Source organism: Virgibacillus dokdonensis (assembly GCF_900166595.1).
Taxonomy (GTDB): domain Bacteria; phylum Bacillota; class Bacilli; order Bacillales; family Amphibacillaceae; genus Virgibacillus; species Virgibacillus dokdonensis.
Map to the genome: position 1 here is coordinate 3,249,569 of NZ_LT745763.1, position 21,340 is coordinate 3,270,908.

16 protein-coding genes, 1 pseudogene and 1 riboswitch are annotated in these 21,340 nt (G+C 38.4%); of the genes and pseudogenes, 3 read left to right on the plus strand and 14 right to left on the minus strand.

The features are described 5' to 3' along the window. The first annotated feature begins 94 nt into the window (after positions 1-94). Positions 95-1,198: a C40 family peptidase gene (locus B2C77_RS16745; protein WP_077706076.1), complete on the plus strand. Its 1,104-nt coding sequence runs from the start codon at positions 95-97 to the stop codon at positions 1,196-1,198. A 906-nt stretch (positions 1,199-2,104) separates the two neighbouring features. Here B2C77_RS16745 and B2C77_RS16755 read toward each other — a convergent pair. After that, on the minus strand, positions 2,105-3,058 hold the full coding sequence (locus B2C77_RS16755) for a nuclease-related domain-containing protein (protein WP_077706078.1): 954 nt from the start codon (positions 3,056-3,058) through the stop codon (positions 2,105-2,107). 893 nt (positions 3,059-3,951) lie between these two features. Then, on the minus strand, positions 3,952-4,716 hold the full coding sequence (locus B2C77_RS16760; protein WP_254843992.1) for a sulfite exporter TauE/SafE family protein: 765 nt from the start codon (positions 4,714-4,716) through the stop codon (positions 3,952-3,954). Positions 4,717-5,744: 1,028 nt separating this feature from the next. Between B2C77_RS16760 and B2C77_RS16765 the strand changes: the two genes are divergently transcribed. After that, positions 5,745-6,146, plus strand: a complete 402-nt coding sequence (locus B2C77_RS16765; RefSeq protein ID WP_077706080.1) for a secondary thiamine-phosphate synthase enzyme YjbQ — start codon at positions 5,745-5,747, stop codon at positions 6,144-6,146. A 423-nt stretch (positions 6,147-6,569) separates the two neighbouring features. On the opposite strand, the gene B2C77_RS16770 is transcribed toward B2C77_RS16765, so the two are convergent. The 9 genes from B2C77_RS16770 to B2C77_RS16805 form a co-directional block, all read right to left on the minus strand. After that, positions 6,570-7,763, minus strand: a complete 1,194-nt coding sequence (locus B2C77_RS16770; protein WP_077706081.1) for an MFS transporter — start codon at positions 7,761-7,763, stop codon at positions 6,570-6,572. 189 nt (positions 7,764-7,952) lie between these two features. Beyond that, a complete protein-coding gene (locus B2C77_RS22400) occupies positions 7,953-8,084 on the minus strand; it encodes a hypothetical protein (protein WP_303046188.1) in 132 nt (43 codons plus the stop codon). A gap of 287 nt (positions 8,085-8,371) precedes the next feature. Next, positions 8,372-8,572, minus strand: coding sequence for an alpha/beta-type small acid-soluble spore protein (locus B2C77_RS16775; protein WP_073006504.1), 201 nt, complete (start codon positions 8,570-8,572; stop codon positions 8,372-8,374). 619 nt (positions 8,573-9,191) lie between these two features. Next, positions 9,192-9,389, minus strand: a complete 198-nt coding sequence (locus tag B2C77_RS16780; RefSeq protein ID WP_021288643.1) for a cold shock domain-containing protein — start codon at positions 9,387-9,389, stop codon at positions 9,192-9,194. An 814-nt stretch (positions 9,390-10,203) separates the two neighbouring features. Beyond that, a complete protein-coding gene (copZ, locus tag B2C77_RS16785; protein WP_077706082.1) occupies positions 10,204-10,410 on the minus strand; it encodes a copper chaperone CopZ in 207 nt (68 codons plus the stop codon). Positions 10,411-10,544: 134 nt separating this feature from the next. Continuing rightward, on the minus strand, positions 10,545-12,929 hold the full coding sequence (locus B2C77_RS16790; protein ID WP_077706083.1) for a heavy metal translocating P-type ATPase: 2,385 nt from the start codon (positions 12,927-12,929) through the stop codon (positions 10,545-10,547). Positions 12,930-13,132: 203 nt separating this feature from the next. Further along, on the minus strand, positions 13,133-13,435 hold the full coding sequence (locus B2C77_RS16795; protein ID WP_077706084.1) for a metal-sensing transcriptional repressor: 303 nt from the start codon (positions 13,433-13,435) through the stop codon (positions 13,133-13,135). A gap of 729 nt (positions 13,436-14,164) precedes the next feature. Next, a complete protein-coding gene (locus B2C77_RS16800) occupies positions 14,165-14,416 on the minus strand; it encodes a hypothetical protein (protein WP_077706085.1) in 252 nt (83 codons plus the stop codon). Between the two features lie 1,127 nt (positions 14,417-15,543). After that, entirely contained in the window at positions 15,544-16,113 is a 570-nt protein-coding gene (locus B2C77_RS16805) for a biotin transporter BioY (protein WP_077706086.1), read from the minus strand. Positions 16,114-16,602: 489 nt separating this feature from the next. Between B2C77_RS16805 and B2C77_RS16810 the strand changes: the two genes are divergently transcribed. Beyond that, the gene (locus B2C77_RS16810) at positions 16,603-17,325 is read left to right on the plus strand and encodes a 3-ketoacyl-ACP reductase (protein WP_077706087.1); all 723 of its coding nucleotides are present in this window, start codon (positions 16,603-16,605) and stop codon (positions 17,323-17,325) included. Between the two features lie 486 nt (positions 17,326-17,811). On the opposite strand, the gene thiT is transcribed toward B2C77_RS16810, so the two are convergent. The 3 genes and pseudogenes from thiT to B2C77_RS16825 form a co-directional block, all read right to left on the minus strand. Further along, the gene (thiT, locus tag B2C77_RS16815) at positions 17,812-18,411 is read right to left on the minus strand and encodes an energy-coupled thiamine transporter ThiT (protein WP_077706088.1); all 600 of its coding nucleotides are present in this window, start codon (positions 18,409-18,411) and stop codon (positions 17,812-17,814) included. Between the two features lie 151 nt (positions 18,412-18,562). Next, positions 18,563-18,666, minus strand: a riboswitch (TPP riboswitch). 222 nt (positions 18,667-18,888) lie between these two features. Further along, positions 18,889-19,330 (minus strand): annotated as a pseudogene (gene tnpA, locus B2C77_RS16820) (IS200/IS605 family transposase). Positions 19,331-19,644: 314 nt separating this feature from the next. Continuing rightward, positions 19,645-21,285 (minus strand): M4 family metallopeptidase, encoded by a 1,641-nt coding sequence (locus tag B2C77_RS16825; RefSeq protein WP_077706089.1) that lies wholly within the window; start codon positions 21,283-21,285, stop codon positions 19,645-19,647. Positions 21,286-21,340: the final 55 nt, after the last annotated feature.

Genomic DNA, 21,340 nt, shown 5'->3' on the forward strand with positions numbered 1-21,340 from the left:
AGAAATAAGACTGCGTCAAAGGTCATTGTTTTTTTAACTTTCTCCATCAGGAGTGGTTAAAAAATATTTCAACATAAATAGGGAGGAATACTTAATGAATAATAAGAAAATGTTAATGTCTGTAACAGCAGGAGCAGCAATTGCATCAATCATTTTTACCGCAGAAGAGGCTGAAGCCGCATCCTATAAAGTAAAAAACGGTGATTCTTTGTGGAAGATTGCCCAAAAGTATAATACAAGCGTTTCAGAACTAAAATCGATTAACAACTTATCTAGTAGCTTAATCTTTCCTAATCAAATCATTGAAACAACCAAAAATGGAAGTTCTTCCAACCAGTCCAACTCAAATAATTCCAGTACTAATTCCAATAACTCGAATAGCAGTTCTAGCAGCAATGCCAAGACATACACTGTAAAACGCGGTGATACATTGAGTGGCATAGCTTTCAAACACAATATATCTATACGAAACCTAATGAAATGGAACAATTTGAATTCCACCCTCATCTACCCTGGCAATGTTTTCGTAGTGAGCAAAAATGGGACAAACAGTAATACAGGATCATCAAACAGCAATTCAAGCTCTGGAGGTAACTCATCAAGTGGATCTTCAAAGACGTATGTCGTTAAATCCGGTGACACGCTATCTGAAATCGGAGCAAAATACAAAGTATCAGTATCCAATTTAAAACGCTGGAACAACTTGCGCTCAGATCTCATTTTCGTCGGCCAAAAGCTTCATATTGGAAAGAAAGCAAGCTCTAATACTGGCAACTCCAACGGATCATCAAGTGGAAATAGCGGGAGCGGCTCAACTGGAAATGCAAACGTAGATTTCAATGTCAATAAAGTCGTTAGCACTGCCAAAAGCTTTCAAGGCGTACCTTATGTTTGGGGCGGGTCAAGCCCTTCTGGATTTGATTGTAGCGGCTTCATCCACTACGTCTACAATAAAGGTGGAAAAAGCATGGGCCGCACATCTAGTGATGGGTATTACAACAGATCCTATCACATTAACAATCCAAAAGTAGGCGATCTCGTCTTCTTCGCAGGTACCTACCGCCCAGGAATATCACATCTAGGTGTTTATTTAGGAAACAATAATTTCATTCACGCAGGAGCAGATGGCGTAGAAATTAGTAATCTAAATAACTCCTACTGGAAAAGCCATTTCGATAGCTTTAAACGTTTTTATTAAAATAGAATACAAGATAAATTATAAAGAAGCTTTGCAACGTTTTGCAAAGCTTTTTATTATGACTTTGGTCGGACGAAGCGATCTCTTCGTGGAGGCAGAACGAGAACGACTTCTACTTGTAGCGAGCAGTTTTCGCGCAAAGGTGAGCGATTTCCGTGCGGGGCGAGCGATTGGCGACGAACAGGAGCGATTTCTCCGCGGGGATGAGCGATTGGCGACGAACAGGAGCGATTTCTCCGCGGGGGTGAGCGATTTGGCGACGAACAGGAGCGATTTCTGCACGGGGGCGAGCGATTGGCGACGAACAGGAGCGATTTCTGCACGGGGGCGAGCGATTGGCGACGAACAGGAGCGATTTCTGCACGGGGGCGAGCGATTGGCGACGAGCGGGAGCGGTTTCTCCGCGGAGGCGAGCGATTTGGCGACGAACAGGAGCGATTTCTGCACGGGGGCGAGCGATTTGGCAACGAGCGGGAGCGATTTCTGCACGGGGGCGAGCGATTGGCGACGAACAGGAGCGATTTCTCCGCGGGGGCGAGCGATTTGGCGACGAACAGGAGCGATTTCTGCACGAGGGCGAGCGATTTGGCGACGAACGGGAGCGATTTCTGCACGCGGCGAGCGATTTGGCGACGAACGGGAGCGATTTCTGCACGAGGGTGAGCGATTTGGCGACGAACAGGAGCGATTTCTCCGCGGGGGCGAGCGATTTGGCAACGAACGGGAGCGATTTCTCCGCGGGGGCGAGCGATTTGGCGACGAACGGGAGCGATTTCTCCGCGGGGGCGAGCGATTTGGCAACGAACGGGAGCGATTTCTCCGCGGGGGCGAGCGACTTTTCCACGAACAGGAGCGATTTCGTTCGAGGAGGAGCATTTTCCTTGTTAATGTCTGTTGCTTGTAATATTAATTAGGCATTTTCCATATTTGCTCTTTTTCATCGTAAATGAGGCGCATAGATTGAAGTATTCTTTTAGCGGTAAAACGTGATGAAACATGTAAAAATTTCCTACATGCTCCGTTTGTTATATTTGGTTCGATAAGGAGAAAATAGTCATTGATAGCTTGCCTATGAGCGTTCTTCCATTTTTTACGGCAAGGCTCACAATGCCATCCCCCATGTACTCGTTGTAATCTTAAGTTATGACAACCCGGGCACTGAACTCCGGTTAAAATGGATTTTCTATTTATGTTGTGTATTGCAACAATATCTTTGTTGAACGTCGTACTTTTTTCCGCAATTATCTTGCCAATTTGTACATGAGCAAGAGGACTACAGCCCTTCTCCTTAAAACTTTGTTCATATTTATTAATTTTCTGTGGGATTAACTCAGCATGCATGACAATGTCTTGAAGCTTATACTTATCTCCTTCAACTTTGATAACTGTGCTTGGACGACTAATAGCTATAAAAGAGCAAATAGGAATATCTATAAGATGGTGTCTATGAAGCCATTGTTTGAGTAGGTCTGCCTGAGTAGTCGCTTGTGTGATGGGGGATCGAAAACCTTCTTCTTTTGAACCGTTATTGCGTATGAGCTGATTGAAAAATGTGTCAAATGTTAGTGTACCGTCAAAATTCTTGATTTCTATAATGTACATTGCGTAAGTAGTAATTATAACTGTATCCATCTGAAATGATTTGCCTTCTATTTGGAGCTGAACATTATAAAGAATTGTATTCCTATCTTTAAGCCGTTCTGTTTGTCTATCTACTAATAGTTCACCGTGATAACCTTTTAATTGTTTTCTATAGGCCGCTTCAACGTCCGATATTTGATGAAAAGTAGGAGGTAGACGCTTTAGTAGAGCTTCGTATTTTTTTAAAACGATAGGGTAAGTGCGTTTTCTTATGATCAACTTATATTACTCCTTCCCTTTTTCTTCATTCTATAGTAAAAAATGCCTACTGAAAAATCAGCTGAAAGACGATTTAATGCACGTCCTACACTAATTAATAAATTTTATATATTAAAATCACGTTGACTTTTAAAAAATAAGCTAGCGGTCCCTATCTATTTTCCAATTTACTGCATACATTCTTAATAATTCATCATATCAGTTTTAATTTGAAGTCTGTTTTTTCAATACTGAAAGTTAATGAGGACAATAGCAAAATTAATTCAGTAATGCTAAATTATTACCATTTATTAAATAGAATTAACCTACAGCTTCCCTCATTTTCGAATAGACCGCGATTGACTATAACCATCAATCTTAACCGTCTAAAATCAAAAGGGGCGAGCGCTTTTCCAGACGAACAGGAGCATTTCTCCGCACGGGGCGAGCGACTTTTACACGTACGCGAGCGTTTCTCTACACGGGGCAGCGCTTTTTACACGTACGCGAGCGTTTCTCCGCACGAGGCGAGCGACTTTTACACGTATGCGAGCGTTTTTCCGCACGGGGCGAGCGACTTTTACACGTACGCGAGCGTTTCTCCGCACGGGGCAGCGCTTTTACACGTACGCGAGCGTTTCTCCGCACGGGGCCGAGCGACTTTTACACGTATGCGAGCGTTTCTCCGCACGGGGCGAGCGACTTTTACACGTACGCGAGCGTTTCTCCTCACGAGGTGAGCGACTTTTACACGTACGCGAGCATTTCTCCGCACGGGGCGAGCGACTTTTACACGTACGCGAGCCATTTTTCGCACGAGGTGAGCGACTTTCACACGTACGCGAGCGTTTTTCTGCGCGGAACGAGCTACTTTCCGAAAAACGTTTAGACAAATTAACCTAAGCTTAACAATATCACACCAATTCAACCACAATATTATAAATGGTAATTAAAATAATGATTAACAGCGTTATATTAAAAATGCGTTCTACAACACTTGTGGATATTTTTTTGACAAAACTACTTCCAATCATTCCGCCAAGAATTCCACCAGGAACCATAAACCAAATCATGGATAAATCATAAGGCGCAAATCCAGTCGAAGTTGCGACTAAAATGAGCGAAGATAGTTGCGAGAAAAAGATAATAAATATGGAATTAATACTGGCATCCTTTGTATTCATAGAAAAAATGTATACTAATAGCGCAACATTTAAAGGTCCTCCGCCAATGCCTAAAAAAGCAGATAATAAACCAAGAATAAGCCCAACGAATAATATGAGGGCACGGTTTTGCACGTGGTACGTTTTAATTCGATGATTATACTTCATAAAAATAAAGATAATGATTAATAAGATAGCTAATAGTATAGATTGAATAATACCAATAACCGTAGATAAGCCTGAATGGACAACGAAATAATTAAAAATGCCTTTTCCAATAAAACCGCCTGCAATCGAGCCAATTGCAATGAATAAACTATTTCTCCAATTAATATGCAAACTAGAATTTCGCGCTTCGACCAAGGAAACGACAGACATAGAAAAAACCGTTGCTGCAGAAAGTATGCCAATCGTCGATAAATCGTAATGCCCTAACATATCTAATAAAGGCTTAATAATAACTCCCCCGCCTAAGCCAGCCATTGCTCCAGCGGTACAGGCGATCAACCCTATCAAGAAGTAAATTATAAAAATAATCATCATCTCACTTTCTAAGTTGTGGATCAGTAGCTAATTATGTTAAGTTGTACATGAAACCGTAAGGAAAACTTGGCTTATCGCCAATTCTTTATAATGAAAGCCGTCCGTTTTTGGTCTCTGCAAAAATCCTCAATACCATATAGAGTATATAATTATCCAATAAAACTCCATTCTATTGGGCTTATTGAATGAAAGTCCATTGTTTTTCTTAACGATAAACCCGGAAATTGTATAAAAAACTCGCCTTCAAGTTCTTCCCTATTAGATGATGACTCTTCTAAAACTATATAGTGTAATGTAAATCTATAAAAGAAAGCTTCCATCAACACGATTTTCTCTCATCCCCGCCAATTGTTTCGTACTTCAATGTATAACCTAAAAAGGGCGTAGGTGCTGCTATCTTCCAATTAGCTTTACTCACATCTACTGACATCTTACAGTAGAGAAACTTCAATGCATAAGTGTTATGATTAGGACATTAGTCAACTCTGTAATCCTCCACTTGACCTCTTTAATACGTAAAGCGCCAATATACAGTACCTCATTTCGGCATCCATACGCCATCTTTTATTTTAGCACAAAAACATAAAAATCTTATGAAGGCTGTTTGAACAGAGCACATTTTTACCCTTTTTTGTTTCTTCATGATCAGGTTATCGTTATAATATGAACGAAAAGGGGGCTATTTTGCAAAAGAAGTTGCTGTCTAGTTGCCACACTCGGCTGAGAGGACATGAAGTGCGTATTTTTAAAAAATTGCCTTAGCCAAATCAAATCTTTATGGATTTGTAGTTTTCTTATACTATAGTGCAAAAAAGAAATAATAAAGCGTGACATTAGCGAAGAAATGAAATGATACAAGTAACTGCTGTGCATCCTTTTTCCACTCAGCAGCCAATACTAGCAAAAGTAATTGGTGTGGTGACCTTTTTAGTAACCGTCTAATGAAATGAAGAGCTTCTTCCTATTAAAAGTTAAACTTACATGCAGAAAGGATGTTTACTTTGCAAAAAATATTTACACTTACAACGCATCGTCATACTGATATGATCGATATTACAACCGAGCTGGAACAATGGATTCATGAATTAAAGGTTACTAACGGAATCATGGTTGTATCTTCCTTACATACAACTGCGGGAATTACGGTGAACGAAAATGCTGATCCCGATGTGAAAACAGACATGCTTATGCGATTAGAGGAAATTTATCCTTGGAAACATGCGGAGGATCGGCATATGGAAGGCAATACTGCTGCACATTTAAAAACAAGTACGGTTGGCCATGCGCAAACGCTCATTATCCAAAACGGTAAGCTGGTATTAGGTACATGGCAAGGTGTTTACTTTTGTGAATTTGATGGTCCACGAAAGCGAAAATTTCATGCTATGGTGATTCCAGAATAAAAAAAGATTTGAGAGAAGCTTTTAATGTCGATCATAAAATAACTTGTCACACGCTTGAAGCAATGCAGTTTTATCCCAACACATTCAAGAGAACTTGTCCACATGGTTTTTAAGAGGACAAGTCCCTCTTTTTAATGCGTTGGATAAACTTGATCCAATAAGCCGTTATGATACTGTCATTTCGCTTATCCAATAGCTTTTTTCAATAGATGAGACAAGAAATGGTTCCTATTATCAAACTGCATACTAGGAGCTATTTTTCAATTACATAAAAAGGCATGCATCCAGTTGCTAAGTAGTCCTTCTTCGTTCTTTTCCAAAGCCATTTAAAAAAACTTAGCTATCAAAGCCTTGATATCGACAGAATTCCATCGTTTTGCTTATACTATTAAACCGTAAAAAGTTTGCTAGAGTACATAAAAGCTAGCTTCTTTCCCTTTTCACTGATCGTAAGGGGAATAAACTTCCTACGAATGCAATCGCAGCGGCAGCTAGAAATAATTTGTCAAAGCCGAAAACTGCTATTGTCGCTACACTACTAAAAACCAGCAAATCACAAACCGAATCAATAATGGATAGCAATGAGATCGTTGTTGCTCTTACCTTCGAAGGAATCATATCGTTGGCTAATTGCGCATATACCGGGTAGCGTACAGCACCAACAAATCGAAGCAAAACCATAATAAGGAGCAAGATCCAAAGGTTTTCACGGTAGAAAGCTGCTAATAACAATCCGAATACGGCAAGAGCACCCGTTATATATAAAAATAGAATTCGAGAAATGCGAGTTGTCATCCACCCAATAGACCGAGAAACGAAAAAGCTAAATATGGAAAGCCCTGCAAGCGAAAAACCAATAAAATAGACAGGTAAACCGGCGTCTAGAAGTAATTTGTCACTAAAGTTATCAAAAATTGCTACAGATGGGATAAATACCAGTGTGATATTTAAAAACATCCATAACAGCTGGGGTGCTTTTTTTATTACTAGCATCCCTTCTTTCACTTGTTTAAAAGGATTTTCGCGATAGCTCCCATGTTCTGGTGGATTTTTTGCAAAAATTAACAATACAATTTGCATGCTTTGAAAAAACACACCTAATGCAATAAGCATGATAAATTGTTCATCCGTCAAATCTTGAGCTATAATAGCGCCTAGTATTAATACAATAACCATGACCATAAATTGCGCGGATTGGATAATTCCAAGTGCTTTATCGAGCATATTTTCTTCATTTGATTCTTTTAAAGATTCATAGATAAAAGCTTCATCAGCACCACTAAAAAACGTTACACTGAATCCACTTAAAAGGCTACTAATGACGAATACCCACGGGTCGTATGCCCAAATTAACATTGCGTGACTGATAATACCTAGAAATGCTCCAATCATAAACGACAATTTAGCACCATATCGATCCGCAAACATACCTGTTGGAATTTCACCAATTAATACACCAGTACTCCAAAAGAGCAATAACCATAAAATAGATGCTTCATCCAGTCCCCGTGAAAAATAAAATAATGCTAAGACTGGTTGAATAAATCGAACACTGCCAAATAATTCCGCCCAAAATAACACACGAATGTTGCGTGAAGCTAATGTACCTTGTTTCAATGTTTTATCCTCCTGCTTCCTGTTTATTCCGCTATAAACAAGCAGGAGTGAACAACGATGGAATTTTTAATTAACTCTGCTTACCCATTCTTTAGCTATGCTATACAAAAACGCCATATATCCGTATTGAAATGACCTACAACTGAAAATAAAAAGCATTTTTAAGCGTATTTTAAATAAAAAAATCGCTTAACGCTTGACTCCTTCCCTAAGAATCACGGACATTTTTGTAGAAAGCATGCTGGGTAATCCGTTATTTTTCTTATCCGAACTTTTCACCCCTACTTGTTGGTTTGAGAAAAATCGTTTGTTTTTTTGCACGTTAATTACCTCCTAACAAAATATATACTTTAATTATACAGAAGTGGATCAAATAGAAAAGACTTACATTTATAAAATATAGAAAAATGCCTTTATAATTTAATACAGGTTAAACATCAAAAAATGTTTTTTAAATACAACTATCCAAAAATCACAATACGATGTAGTTTTATTAAATATCCGCATAATAATATGTAGTGCAAAAATAAGCGACCTTTTTGCGTGAGAACCAAGACAAGATCTTCTATATTTAAGGGAGCGGGCAAATGCTCGCTCCCTTTCGTTTACTACTTCTGTCTATTTGCGAGATCTTGTTCAGCCATTTTTATCATACGCTTCACCATCTCGCCACCCACGGAACCATTTTCTCTTGCAGTAGTATCAGCTCCAAGATCGACATTAAATTCATTAGCGATCTCATACTTTAGGGAGTCGACTGCTTTTTCTGCACCTGGCACTTCTAACTGATTACGGTTTCGTCGAGCCATCGGAAACACTCCTAATGGGAAAAGTAGTAGAACAGCAAATACTGTTCAATAATAGTGTGCGTACGTTCAGATGGTACATACATGGCAATATAAGGTTGCATAATTATGTGACAATGCATTATCGCTATATGATAATAGACAACCCTACGCTCACATTCCACAGACCTCTTTTACGAATACAAAGCAAGTAACATCTTGATTCCATATAAGTAAAACAGTACAAGCCGAACAGATTTCTACTTTTATGAGCGCTACCATTAATACTGAGCCAGTATGCTTCTATTTTTGATCCATAGTTATCTATGCAACACGTATTAATTATTAGTACAAGTTGAGCAACATTGATTTATGCCACGCAAATTTCTTACCTCCGTGCGTCCTGTTACCATCGACGGATGGTTCTTGCTCTATGCCGAAACACTTTTATACCTTTGGCTTCGATTTCCCTCCAAAGCAAGCATGCATTTCTTTGCCTACATCATTCTTTATTGCAACAAAATTGGTTTTCCACCCGCATAGCAGGTGATTTTCTGTTTCGCACGCTGTTGCGAGCTCAACGGACTAAAGTCATAAGAAAAAAGCTTATCTCTTATTTGAGATAAGCTTTTTTAATTATCTATTATAGACGAGTTACGTTAGCTGCTTGTGGTCCGCGGTTTCCTTCTACGATTTCAAATTCAACGTCTTGACCTTCTTCAAGAGTTTTGAAACCTTCAGCTTGAATAGCTGAGAAGTGAACAAATACGTCGTCTCCGTCTTCACGCTCGATGAAACCAAATCCTTTTTCTGCATTAAACCATTTTACTTTACCAGTCATTAAAATGACCTCCTTATTCAAATATCGTGCAAAGTAATTGAATCATGAATACTTTTACACCACTTTGATAAAGAGATCGTAAAGTATTATATCCAAACTTCAATTTCCTTTTGCACCTTTAACTTTACCCTTTTCTGAAACAAAATGCAAGTGTATACATCTAAAATTTGTAATATTTTTTTCCATTGGTTAGTTTTTTTTGAAATTTCCCGCAAGAAAACCGTTTTTTAATACCTATTTCTGTGTTTAAATTCAACTGACCACAACTAAAGTTGCAAACGATAAAATCTTGAATGATTTAACGTTCGCATTCCATTTCTGTTATAAAATGCTTGTAATGATTAACCTACACTACCTAAACTTCATATCCATTGTAAAATTTTATTTCTTTGGGCTATATACTATTAGAATGCAAAACCAAAGCTTCTTATACAATGTTTTGCCGTTCCAGAAAAATCATGACGCTCTTTTTCCTTATAACTTCATTTTGTTCGCTGTTCTTTGTAATCTTTAAGAAGGTACGTACATATCAAAGTAGTAAATACCTCCACTTCATTGACGAATCATAGCCTTACCTAACAATTTTAGGGTGCATAGAGCCATAAGTAAAATGTACTTATCTCTAAAGAACAACGTTTATTTTCTAGAATCATACTTAGCTTTCTTTACATTTTTAAAGGTAGGTATATCCGTTTGCTTGAGCATTAACATAACGTAACTTTCCATAGCGAATGCATCATTTTGCTTATACTATAAAGCCCGATAATCAAAAAGCACTGTCAAAATAGATGACAGTGCTTTTAATGAGCCTTATTTATACAACAACATCATAACCTTGTTCTTCAACTGCTTCCCGCAATGCTTGAATGTTCGTTTGTGCATCATCATAAGTTACATCCACTTTTCCTGTATTTAAATGCACTTCTACTACTGTCACACCTGGTAATGCTTCGAGTGCTCCTTTTACTGCTTTTTCGCAATGACCACAAGTCATTCCTTTTACATCTAAAGTTGTTTGCATATCGCAAATCTCCTTTCATTCATTTTAATTTTTCTTCAACAAGCCCGATAAAACAAAGCTTTCACTATAGCGTTTAATCAGCTCTTGTTGAAATATTTATAGATAAAAGCTAATCCGGGAATGTATCTATCTCCCTATAGCTTTACCCGCTTTAATCGTAAGGAATTTGATACGACACTTACGGAGCTAAATGCCATTGCCGCACCTGCAATCCAAGGTGCAAGCAAGCCAACTGCTGCAATTGGAATTCCTACTGTGTTATAAGCAAAAGCCCAAAATAAGTTTTGGCGAATATTTTTTATCGTTGCATGACTTGCTTTAATCGCCTTTGGAATCAATAATAATTCGCCACCTAAAATAGTTACATCAGCAGCTTCTATTGCCACTTCTGTACCTGTTCCAATTGCAATACCAATATCGGCAACAGCTAATGCTGGAGCATCATTAATACCATCACCAACCATCGCTACATGCTTGCCCATTTCCTGTATCATTTTTACTTTATCCGCTTTTTCCTCTGGTAAAACTTGCGCAATAACATGATCGATACCAACCTGCTTGGCGATTGCCTTAGCTGTTCGTTCATTATCGCCTGTTAGCATAATAACTTCAAGTCCTTCGTTTTGTAGCTGACTAATCGCTTCTTTCGCTGTTTCTTTCACCGTGTCCGCTACTGCGACAATTCCTGCAAATTGATCATCTACTGCGATTAACATGGCCGTTTTTCCATTTTCTTCAAAGGATTGCATAGCCGTTTCTTCCTGCTGATAAACAATGTTGTATTTTTCCATTAACGCCCTTGTTCCTACAAGAATCTTTTTTCCATTAATTTGAGCAGAAATACCGTGACCAGGTATTGCTTGAAATTCATCCGTATCGAATAACTCCAAGCCCTTTTCTGTTGCCCCAGCAACAATTGCTTCTGCTAGCGGATGTTCAGAACTTTTTTCCGCACTTGCTACTAACTGTAGAACTTCATCTGTGCCCGTGAAATCCGTTATTTCTGGTTTCCCTTTTGTAATTGTTCCTGTTTTATCAAAAATAATAGCATCTAGTTGGTGTGTACGTTCTAAATGCTCACCACCTTTAAACAAAATCCCCTGTTCGGCAGCTTTACCAGTTCCGACCATAATCGATGTTGGTGTTGCTAAACCGAGTGCACAAGGGCATGCGATGACTAAAACAGCGATGGAGGTGACTAATGCCGACTCCAACTCCCCTGGTGTCACAAAAGCAATCCAAATAATAAATGTGAGCATTGCGATACTAACAACAATTGGTACAAAATAACCCGAAATAACATCTGCCAAACGTTGGATCGGCGCTTTTGAGCCTTGCGCGTCTTCCACTACTTTTACAATCGAAGCTAAAGCCGTATCTTTTCCTACCTTAGTCGCTTCCATTTCTATCGTTCCATTTTTATTCATCGTTGCACCAATTACTGTATCTTTTAAAGCTTTTTCCACTGGTAAAGATTCACCAGTAAGCATCGATTCATCCACAGCTGTATGTCCTCTAATAACAACACCGTCTACAGGTATTTTCTCTCCTGGTTTCACAATGAGGCGGTCACCGAGAACGACTTCTTCAACAGGTATCATTGTCTCTTCATTATTTCGAATGACACGTGCCTGTTTTGCTTGTAGATTCAATAATTTAGAAATCGCCATCGTCGTTTTACTTTTCGCTTTTGTTTCTAAATACTTTCCAAACAGGATAAGCGTAATTAAAATTGCACTTGTTTCAAAATAAAGATGTGGCATATAGCCAGGATTGCCAATCGTTTTTATTGCTTCATATAAACTATAAAAATAAGCAGCACTCGTTCCTAAAGCTACGAGTACATCCATATTGGCTGCTTTATTACGAAGATTTTTATATGCGCCGTCATAAAATTGCCAGCCAATAATAAATTGTACAGGTGTCGCCAAAGCAAATTGGAACCACGGATTCATAAAAATACTTGGTAGGCTAAGTCCAAACAAATGATCAAGCATCGTTACCAAAAGAGGAATGGATAAAATAGCCGATATAATGAGTTTCGTTTTCATACGTTGGATTTGCTTTTCTTTATGGCTTTGCTTTTCTTCTTTATTTGCTTTTGGCTGGGCTTGATAACCTAATTTTTCAACTATGCCAATAAATTTTTCTTCGTCAATGAATGACGGTTGATATTCGATAACAGCTGTTTCATTAGCAAGATTTACTGTCGCATTCTCCACACCTTGTTGTTTGGACAATACTTTTTCAATCCGGTTCGAACATGCTGCGCAAGTCATACCTGTAATATCAAATTCAACTTTTTCCGTTTCCACACCATAGCCTAGCTTTTCAATTTTTTCCGTAATATCTTCTAGAGAAACTTTTTCCGGGTCGTAATCTAAGTTTGCTTTTTCCGTTGTTAAATTCACCTGTGCTTCAACACCGTCTACCTTATTCAGTACTTTTTCTATGCGACTGGAACAGGCCGCACAAGTCATACCAGTTACTCCAACTGTTACATGTTCTTTCTCTTGCATTACCCTTCACCTCACTTATTGGCTCACACCTTTGGAAAACTGCTATCGATAAGTCTTTATAACGATAAAACACCGTCGTTTTACTACTATAAAGCTTAAAACACCTTAGATAATTTTGCCAAAAATACTACATACCGGCTAAAAATTTTGCTTTCCAAAGTGAATATTTTTTAAAAGAGCACTTCTAGGAGTGCATGGTCTTTTTATTTGGACAATTGTTTTAGCACTTCCATTAATTCATCAATCGCTTCTTCCCCTTGCCCTGAACGTACTGCATGTGATACACAATGCTTCGTATGCCTTTCCGCAATGGAAAAACCTACTTTTTTAAGCGCTGCATTAATAGCACTAATTTGGACTAAAATATCAATACAATATCTATCTTCTTCCACCATTTTCTGAACTCCCCGAACTTGACCTTCTACCCTTTTCAGCCGGTTCGTTATCGCGGATATTTCATCCTTTGTTCGTGGCGTTACAGGATGTTCTGGTTTTGACGTTGTCATCTATATCAACTCCATTTCTTATTTTTCGCTACTACACTTATACTATACCCCCCTATTGTATTTTATGCAATATGTTTGCTTATGAAAAATATAAACTACTGGGAACTGAAGTGGAATTAATAGCCACCCCTTTTTTTGCAAGGAATTTTTAGAGGATGCAATGAGGTTTTAAAACGCTTCATAATTCATTTTATGATGCTTAAATATTTACATGTTCCATAGAAGGCGTGGTAACGAGAGCCACTAAGGTATTTAGTGACCTTGAAAAAACTTTTAAGAATAAAAATGGGGCGCAGTTTAGCAACGTAGTGAATGGAACGAATCAACGAAAGACTTAGAAATCATGCCACTAAAATAGGGGTATGCCGATGTCGGGCGGCATACCCGTTTTTAGTGTCCTTCCTCTTAGTGGCGAACCGATGATGACTTATCGCCGTGAAGTCGCCTAATTGCTAGGCGATGGAGACGTGGTTATTCGGTTATTTTCTTATACCAAAAACCTCATTTTACTACTTTCTTGTCTCTTGAAATAGATGCAAAAAACCTCCTATTTTTTATAGTGTGATCCATGTTTTTTAGTAAAACAAAAATACCTTCCATTAAATGGCTTACTTTTTGCCAATTTTTCAAATTTGAAAGTACATCACCAACATAAAAACCTTTCTAGCAAAAATCTGCCAAAAAGGTCTATAGTTAGTTTCATAAATAGCTTCTGCAGCGATGCAGTCACTAAAATGCATAAACAAAAAACGCAATCAATCCTACCAAAATGGTCACTGCATATATCCAGATGAGTAGTGGCACATTTGATTTCAAAGATTTCGTTTCATATTCCATCGAACGTTGCAATTCACTTTGAGCGGTTTCACCTTCCGCTTCATATTGCTTCATTTTTCTCTCTTCCTGTTTAAACACGTACAACGTGCCCCCCAGAGCAACAAGAAATAAACAAAATAAGAAAATAATTAATACCATATTCATAGTAATAATCCCCCCCACGTTTACACGTATTTTCAATAAAAATTAACGATTGCTATATCGATAATTACAACATAAGTTTTATCATTTCCACTGGAATACTCAGAAAAATAAGATTTTTTCTGAGGGTGCCTGGTGAAAGCTTGGTTAAAATTTCTAGCTGCCTATTATGAAATAAAACTTTTATTATTGCAACTTTTCGACTGCCCTCTTAATTTATAGCTATCATAACTTTTACATGGATAGAAGCATTTTGCAATTCTTTTCATGCAATTGTCAAAAAAAGTTAACGTTTTCATGATTAGCTGTGGAAGTTAATTCGTAGGTAAAAGATTTTTTACTTGTGCTTTTTACCCCACCATACCAAGGGTGAGCGAAATTACGTGAGGGCGAGCACGTTCTTGACATGCGGGAGCGAATCCAACGACATAGCGAGCGTAATTTTGACGTACATGAGCGAAGTCAGCGGCATAGCGAGCGTAATTTTGACGTACATGGCGAAGTCAGCGGCTAAGCGAGCGTAATTTTGGCCTACATGGCGAAGTCAGCGGCATAGCGAGCGTAATTTTGACGTACATGGCGAAGTCAGCGGCATAGCGAGCGTAATTTTGACGTACATGAGCGAAGTCTACGGCTAAGCGAGCGAAATCTCGACCTACATGAGCGAAGTCAGCGGCATAGCGAGCGAAATCTCGACCTACATGAGCGAAGTCTACGGCATAGCGAGCGAAATATTGGCCTACATGAGCGAATCCAACGACATAGCGAGCGTAATTTTGACGTACATGAGCGAAGTCAGCGGCATAGCGAGCGTAATTTTGACGTACATGGCGAAGTCAGCGGCTAAGCGAGCGTAATTTTGGCCTACATGGCGAAGTCAGCGGCATAGCGAGCGAAATCTCGACCTACATGAGCAAATTCAGCGGCATAGCGAGCGAAGTTTTGCCCTACATGAGCGAAGTCTACGGCATAGCGAGCGAAATATTGGCCTACATGAGCGAATTCAAGCACGAGGCGCGGTGATTTCTCGACAAACCGGTGCAAATCACGCATTTTATACATATTATTTTAATAGAATAATTTAGAATAACGATCCACTCATATAATTTACAAATCTAATTTTTCTTCGTTTATACTACCTTTTGTTTCGTTTCTAAAATTAAATTAGCATGTACGAGACGTTTTCGTACAGCAATTCCTATCCAGCTAGCTAATGCAGCTTTAATAAGCCCAACGACGATAAATGGATACACTCCAGCTACGAATGCTGCATTCCACGAAAGATCTAAAATAAATTTCAACTGCGTTGTCCCAAACGCTAGCGTAATCAACATGCCAATTATATTTGCAATTAGAGCATTCTGGAAACGAAAGCTTGTTTTTTCGAGAATGAAACCTGTAACATATGCTGTAACAATAAAGCCAAAAATATATCCTCCTGAAGGACCTACTAACACATGTGCCCCGCCGCTAAAGCCAGCAAAAACAGGCACACCTGCTCCTCCAATTACCGCATAGCAAATCATCGCTAATGCACCTTGCTTACTGCCTAAAATAGTTGCCGTAATTCCGACTGCTAAAGTTTGTCCACTTATCGGTATGAGTGGTAGTGGTATTTCAATTTGCGCCAAAATAGCTGTGAGTGCTGCAAACAAAGCACAATTAAGCATAAAGCGAAGTCTTTTTCGTTGCTGTTCCATATTAATAAATCCCCCTATTTCCAATAAACGTTGATGTTTTTCAAAATTGTACTTGGAAAAAACAACATTGTCAACTTGATTAACGTAATAGTTTACATTCAGGATGAGCAAATTTATTGTTTAAACGTTCTATTTAGAGAGAAGCAATAATACCTTATTCAGTAAATACCATCAATCGATGCGTTTCTAAATAATTAAAATATAAATGAATATAGCAAAGAGTACCAGAAGTAATGAAAGTTATTCAGTCTTTCGGTTAAAAGTAACTTATTCTCAACTAAGCGGCTACTTCCTTATGGCGATAAACGTACTTAACCAGAAGATGAGCGACTTTTCCCACGCGGCGAGCGCTTTTTCCACGTTCATGAGCGACTTTACGACGTGCGGGAGTGATTTTCTCATGATAGGAGTCTGTAGTTTGAATTTATTCTTTCATATAAGATATACTTACAATACAAGTAAGAATCAAGGGAGAGGGGATGACTTACGATGGGGCAACAAATTAAAGGAAAGATTGCGTATATTACAGGTGCTGGTAGCGGTATTGGAAGAGCAACTGCACTTGCTCTTGCTAAGGAAGGTGTTCATTTAGGCATCATTGCGCGTACGGAATCCAAACTGGAAGCTGTTGCAAGAGAAGTAGAAACATATGGCGTTAACGCCAGTTATGCTGTTGCTAATATAGCAAAGTTGGAAGAAGTAGAGGGGGCTGTTGCGAAGCTAGAAACGTCGCTTGGGCCTGCAAATATTTTAATAAATAATGCAGGTATTGGAACATTTGATAATTTTCTAGAGATGGATCCAGTAACGTGGAAGCAAACTTTAGAGGTGAATGTGTTCGGTACGTATCACGTGACCCGTGCCGTCTTACCACATATGCTTAAGAAAAACCAAGGCGATATTATCATGATCTCCTCCAGTAACGGAATAAAAGGAACAGCAGGTTCGACTTCTTACAGTGCTTCCAAATTTGCCATTCAAGGTATGTCCGAAGCTTTAATGCAAGAAGTGCGCAGAAATAACATTCGCGTTTTCACATTAAATCCAAGCCTTGTTGCCACAGAGCTTGCTTTCGGCGAAAAGTTAGCGGAGAAAAATGACGATAAATACATGCAAGCCGAAGATTTAGCTGAATACATGGTAGCACAATTAAAATTGCATCCGAGAATGTTTATTAAACAGTCGTTACAATGGGCTACGAATCCGTTCTAAAACAAAACTGTTACAAAACGTTGATCCAAAAGCGATTTGCAACATTTTTCTATATTTATATATCATATTAATTACTTTGCAAAGAAAACTATTAAAATATATCACTAAGTCAGTGCAATTGTTTACGGCTTATTGTTAACATAATTTAGAAAATTCAACAATAGACTGCCATTTCAAACTTCGGTTTTTCACTCATCCGTAGGGCATATCGAAAGAACTGTTTGTGGAGCTGGACTGTTAACTTGTCCAGCTCTAGCAACTTCAATTCTTGAAGCAAGATCTAAGATGTTTAATCGTTATGTAACGTTAATAGCCAACGTCATTTTTATAAAACTTGGCTTATCTCAAATCTTATGGCGAAAGCTGTAGTTCTTATACTATGAACTATTATGCATTCCTATAGTGTAAAGTAAAAACGTTGGCTATGAATATAAAAGAACACGGCTTTCGTTTTTTCTTTGTAGTCTTAAAAGAAAGCAATTATATTTAAGAAGCTTTCTTCACCTGTTTTTTGGTCATAAATGTTTCTGCCTGCACTAATCGCGGAGCACTCGCTAAAATCACTAGCAAAACAATCGTACAAAAAACAAACGCACCTACAAAAGTCGTTCCATTCATTATAAATGAATACAGAACTGGCGACATTCCTTCGGGGGCATATTTCCCCCAGAAAATGACACCTGCAAGAAAATGCCAAAAATACCTCGCGATGCTACCAATGAATGTCGCAGCTACAACCCATGCCAAAGCAATTCGTTTATTCCCTTTTTGATAATTATTTTGAATTAAAGGAGCGAGTATTCCGGCAAAACCAACGCTAGCAAAAGCAATAAAATATTCAATAAAAAATTGCAATGGTGTCAAATAGTAAGCATCACCGAGCATTACCTGCAATAACCCCCATAAGAAACCCGCTAATATACCCGCCAACATTCCTCTCCGAAATGCAAGAATAAATATGGGCACCATAGCAAAAGAAATCGATATAGCTGGTGATAATTTAATCGAAGGAAGAAAATCCAAAATCATGGCAAATGCTGCAAAAAATGCTGCTTCAATCATTACTAATAAGCGAATATTTTTCATTAAAAAAGCTCCCCTTTCACGGAAACCTCAAGGGAAGCAGCATTGTTCGACGTAGTTGTTCATTGATTGTATAAAAGGTAAATGCTTTAAACGTTCGTTTTACACACAGAATCTTCCTTGTAAATCAAACTAGCATTTTATGCATAAACCTAAGCATTGTTGCCCACATCCCTACGCAAGTGCTAACTAAACAGGTTCAAAGGGTCTCGAACGATTCCGTTCCATCTCAGCCAAATGGCTCCCCTTGTGGTTTCTATGTATATGATTTTCATCTATTATAAACGATAAATTGTTCTTTGAACAGCTTTTAGCGTTAAAAGTTGTTTAGCATCCATTTTTTATAGCTATTGTTCAAATAAATAGTCAGAGAGATGAAGGTAGCTCTTAAACGACCACCTGCTAAAGCAGGTGGATTTAGACAAAAATGTCGACGACTAAAGTCGTTCCCCAGGCTAAAGTCCTGCTCAAAGGCCTTAGCTAAAGCATCCTCAAAGCTAGACTAAATATTTCGTCCTTACCTTCATTGAATTGATTTGTTATATCATTTCTTATTATTTCTTCCGTTACCGTCCCTACGGTGGCACAAAAATATCCTCTTGCCCACAAGTGCTGCCCCCAATATCTCTTTTTGAGTTCTGGAAACTCATCCTGCAATAATCTTGATGATCTTCCTTTTAGATACGGCAATATTTTACTTGGAGCAATACTTGGAGGACAGGATAATAATAAATGAATGTGGTCTTTTCCAACACTTCCTTGCAAATATAGTAATTCCCCTAGCTTCACAACCTTGTCTTAGCAAATCACGCACTCTCACCGCTATATGCCCGCCCAAAACCTTATATCTATACTTTGTCACCCATATGACATGATACTTAATATCATACACAGCATGACTATTTTTTCTATATCCTTCCATACTTTCACCTCTTCACTTCGTATGGACAAAAAAGATAAGGCTAAAAGCGGATACCGTCTAAAGAAGGTGGAGTTAGACCACGCATTTGTAAGTTAAACCACCTGCTGCTTCCATACACTAGTGAAGATAAATAAACGGTAAATACATATTTATCAAGAACAAGCAAATGTGTCGCCAATTTCAGACAAATGAATCTAAAACGACCTAGATTCAAAAGCAACAGCTTGCTTATCATCACACCTTGATGTGATTCGTAAATGACCTACTATTTCCACACTCATTTGCACTTCAAATTCATTCTTTACACCTTCTTATTAGTTTACACCAACGCGCTCCCACGCACGAGCAACTTCCTGAGCAGCGCTTTCCCCATACAAATCTTGAGCAGATTGAACGAGTGCTTGTCTTGCATCTTGGAAACTACTATTCGGCGTTAAATAGGTCGTTAATGCACGATAATAAACTTGTTCCGCTTTGCTTATACCTATGCTATTAACAGTGAAATAGGCCGCTTTATTCGGAATCCCACTATTGATATGAACTCCACCCCAATCGCCTCTTCGTGTGTTTGGTAAATGTTGATAATCATTCATATGATCTGGCTGATTATACCTTGTTGGGTTTGCCAAACTGCGCAATGCATCCCCTTCAACACCAGGTGTAAATACATCTTCACCAATTAACCAATCACCATCCACAAAATAGGCAAAAACATCAGCAAACGATTCATTTAATGCACCAGATTGGTTGGCATAGACGAGATCAGCTGTTTCGTCAATCACCCCATGTGTAAGCTCATGAGCTACAATATCATTTGCCCCAGATAACGGAGCAAATCTTCTTCCGTCTCCATTGCCGTAAATGATTTTATCACCAACCCATACCGCATTATTATAATTATTCCCATAATCGACAATAGACCGAATTGTCGCGCCATTATTGTCGTAACTAACCCGACCAAATGTATTATAGTAATAATCAAATACTTGTCCAGCATAATAGTGAGCATCAACAGCTGCCTGTTGTTCTTCATTCGTAAAGCGATTATCTTCATCTTTCACATAAACACCTGGAAGATTTTTATCGCCTCTTCCTTGATTCGTGAACGTTTCAATAACCCCATTCATTCGTTTTGTCGTATCATAGAGATAATAGTCCCCTTGATGATAAAACGTATTTAACTGTCTATGGTGTCCAAGGGTACCTATTCCACTTCCAGTAGAGGCAAATTCTTGCGCCTGATTGATTGCTTTTAAAACCTCTCCACTCTCTGCATTCACCCAAATATTCCAATACGCTGGTTTCGGTTTGGCAAATTGAAGCTCTACGCGATATGCTAATGTGTACTGTTTATTGTCATCGTGATAGACAACTAAATCAGCAGTTTCTTCCAGTGTATTAAACGTTTCTCCAGTTAATGATGCCATTTTTTGATCGGCTTCACTACGTTTTATATCAATGTGTTTCCAAGCATGATTAATTGCTTGTTTTTTAGTTAGTTTTTGTTTTTCTGTTAATTTTTCAGGAGCATTAGGATGAAATTCCCCGTTAATTGCTATAATTTTTTTGTCTTTATTCACATGTACGACAATTTTAGAATTATCTATCGGTATATTTTGAATTTTCGGTTTATAAATGTAGTGAGTCATCCCTATATCATCTACATTAGATTCTATAAAATCTAGTTTTGTTTCCGAGTTAATTTGAAAGAGTTCTTTATTCTCCAGCAAAAATTTTCTTACATCTGCCTCTTTCGTCACTTTTCGTTCAGATAACTCTCCGTTAATAAACGAAGGCCCTTTTTGCTTATTTTCTTGCTCCCATTTTGTTTCAACATCTGCATTTATTTCCCATTCATCCCTTGAATCAGCAGCATGGGTCACCTGAGCATTACTTACAATTAACGTAGTAGCTAAGGTGAGCAAACCCATTCGATGAAACCATTTCTTTTGCATTTGCATTCACTCCTTTTATTGGAAACTATTGGTATTTCTTGTGGGGATAATAGTA

Coding starts and splice junctions, on each gene's coding strand:
- B2C77_RS16745 (WP_077706076.1), top strand. CDS start 95: ATGAATAATAAGAAAATGTTAATGTCTGTAACAGCAGGAGCAGCAATT.
- B2C77_RS16775 (WP_073006504.1), bottom strand. CDS start 8,572: ATGGCTCGACGAAACCGTAATCAGTTAGAAGTGCCAGGTGCAGAAAAA.
- B2C77_RS16780 (WP_021288643.1), bottom strand. CDS start 9,389: ATGACTGGTAAAGTAAAATGGTTTAATGCAGAAAAAGGATTTGGTTTC.
- copZ (WP_077706082.1), bottom strand. CDS start 10,410: ATGCAAACAACTTTAGATGTAAAAGGAATGACTTGTGGTCATTGCGAA.
- B2C77_RS16790 (WP_077706083.1), bottom strand. CDS start 12,929: ATGCAAGAGAAAGAACATGTAACAGTTGGAGTAACTGGTATGACTTGT.
- B2C77_RS16795 (WP_077706084.1), bottom strand. CDS start 13,435: ATGACAACGTCAAAACCAGAACATCCTGTAACGCCACGAACAAAGGAT.
- B2C77_RS16800 (WP_077706085.1), bottom strand. CDS start 14,416: ATGAATATGGTATTAATTATTTTCTTATTTTGTTTATTTCTTGTTGCT.
- B2C77_RS16805 (WP_077706086.1), bottom strand. CDS start 16,113: ATGGAACAGCAACGAAAAAGACTTCGCTTTATGCTTAATTGTGCTTTG.
- B2C77_RS16810 (WP_077706087.1), top strand. CDS start 16,603: ATGGGGCAACAAATTAAAGGAAAGATTGCGTATATTACAGGTGCTGGT.
- thiT (WP_077706088.1), bottom strand. CDS start 18,411: ATGAAAAATATTCGCTTATTAGTAATGATTGAAGCAGCATTTTTTGCA.
- B2C77_RS16825 (WP_077706089.1), bottom strand. CDS start 21,285: ATGCAAAAGAAATGGTTTCATCGAATGGGTTTGCTCACCTTAGCTACT.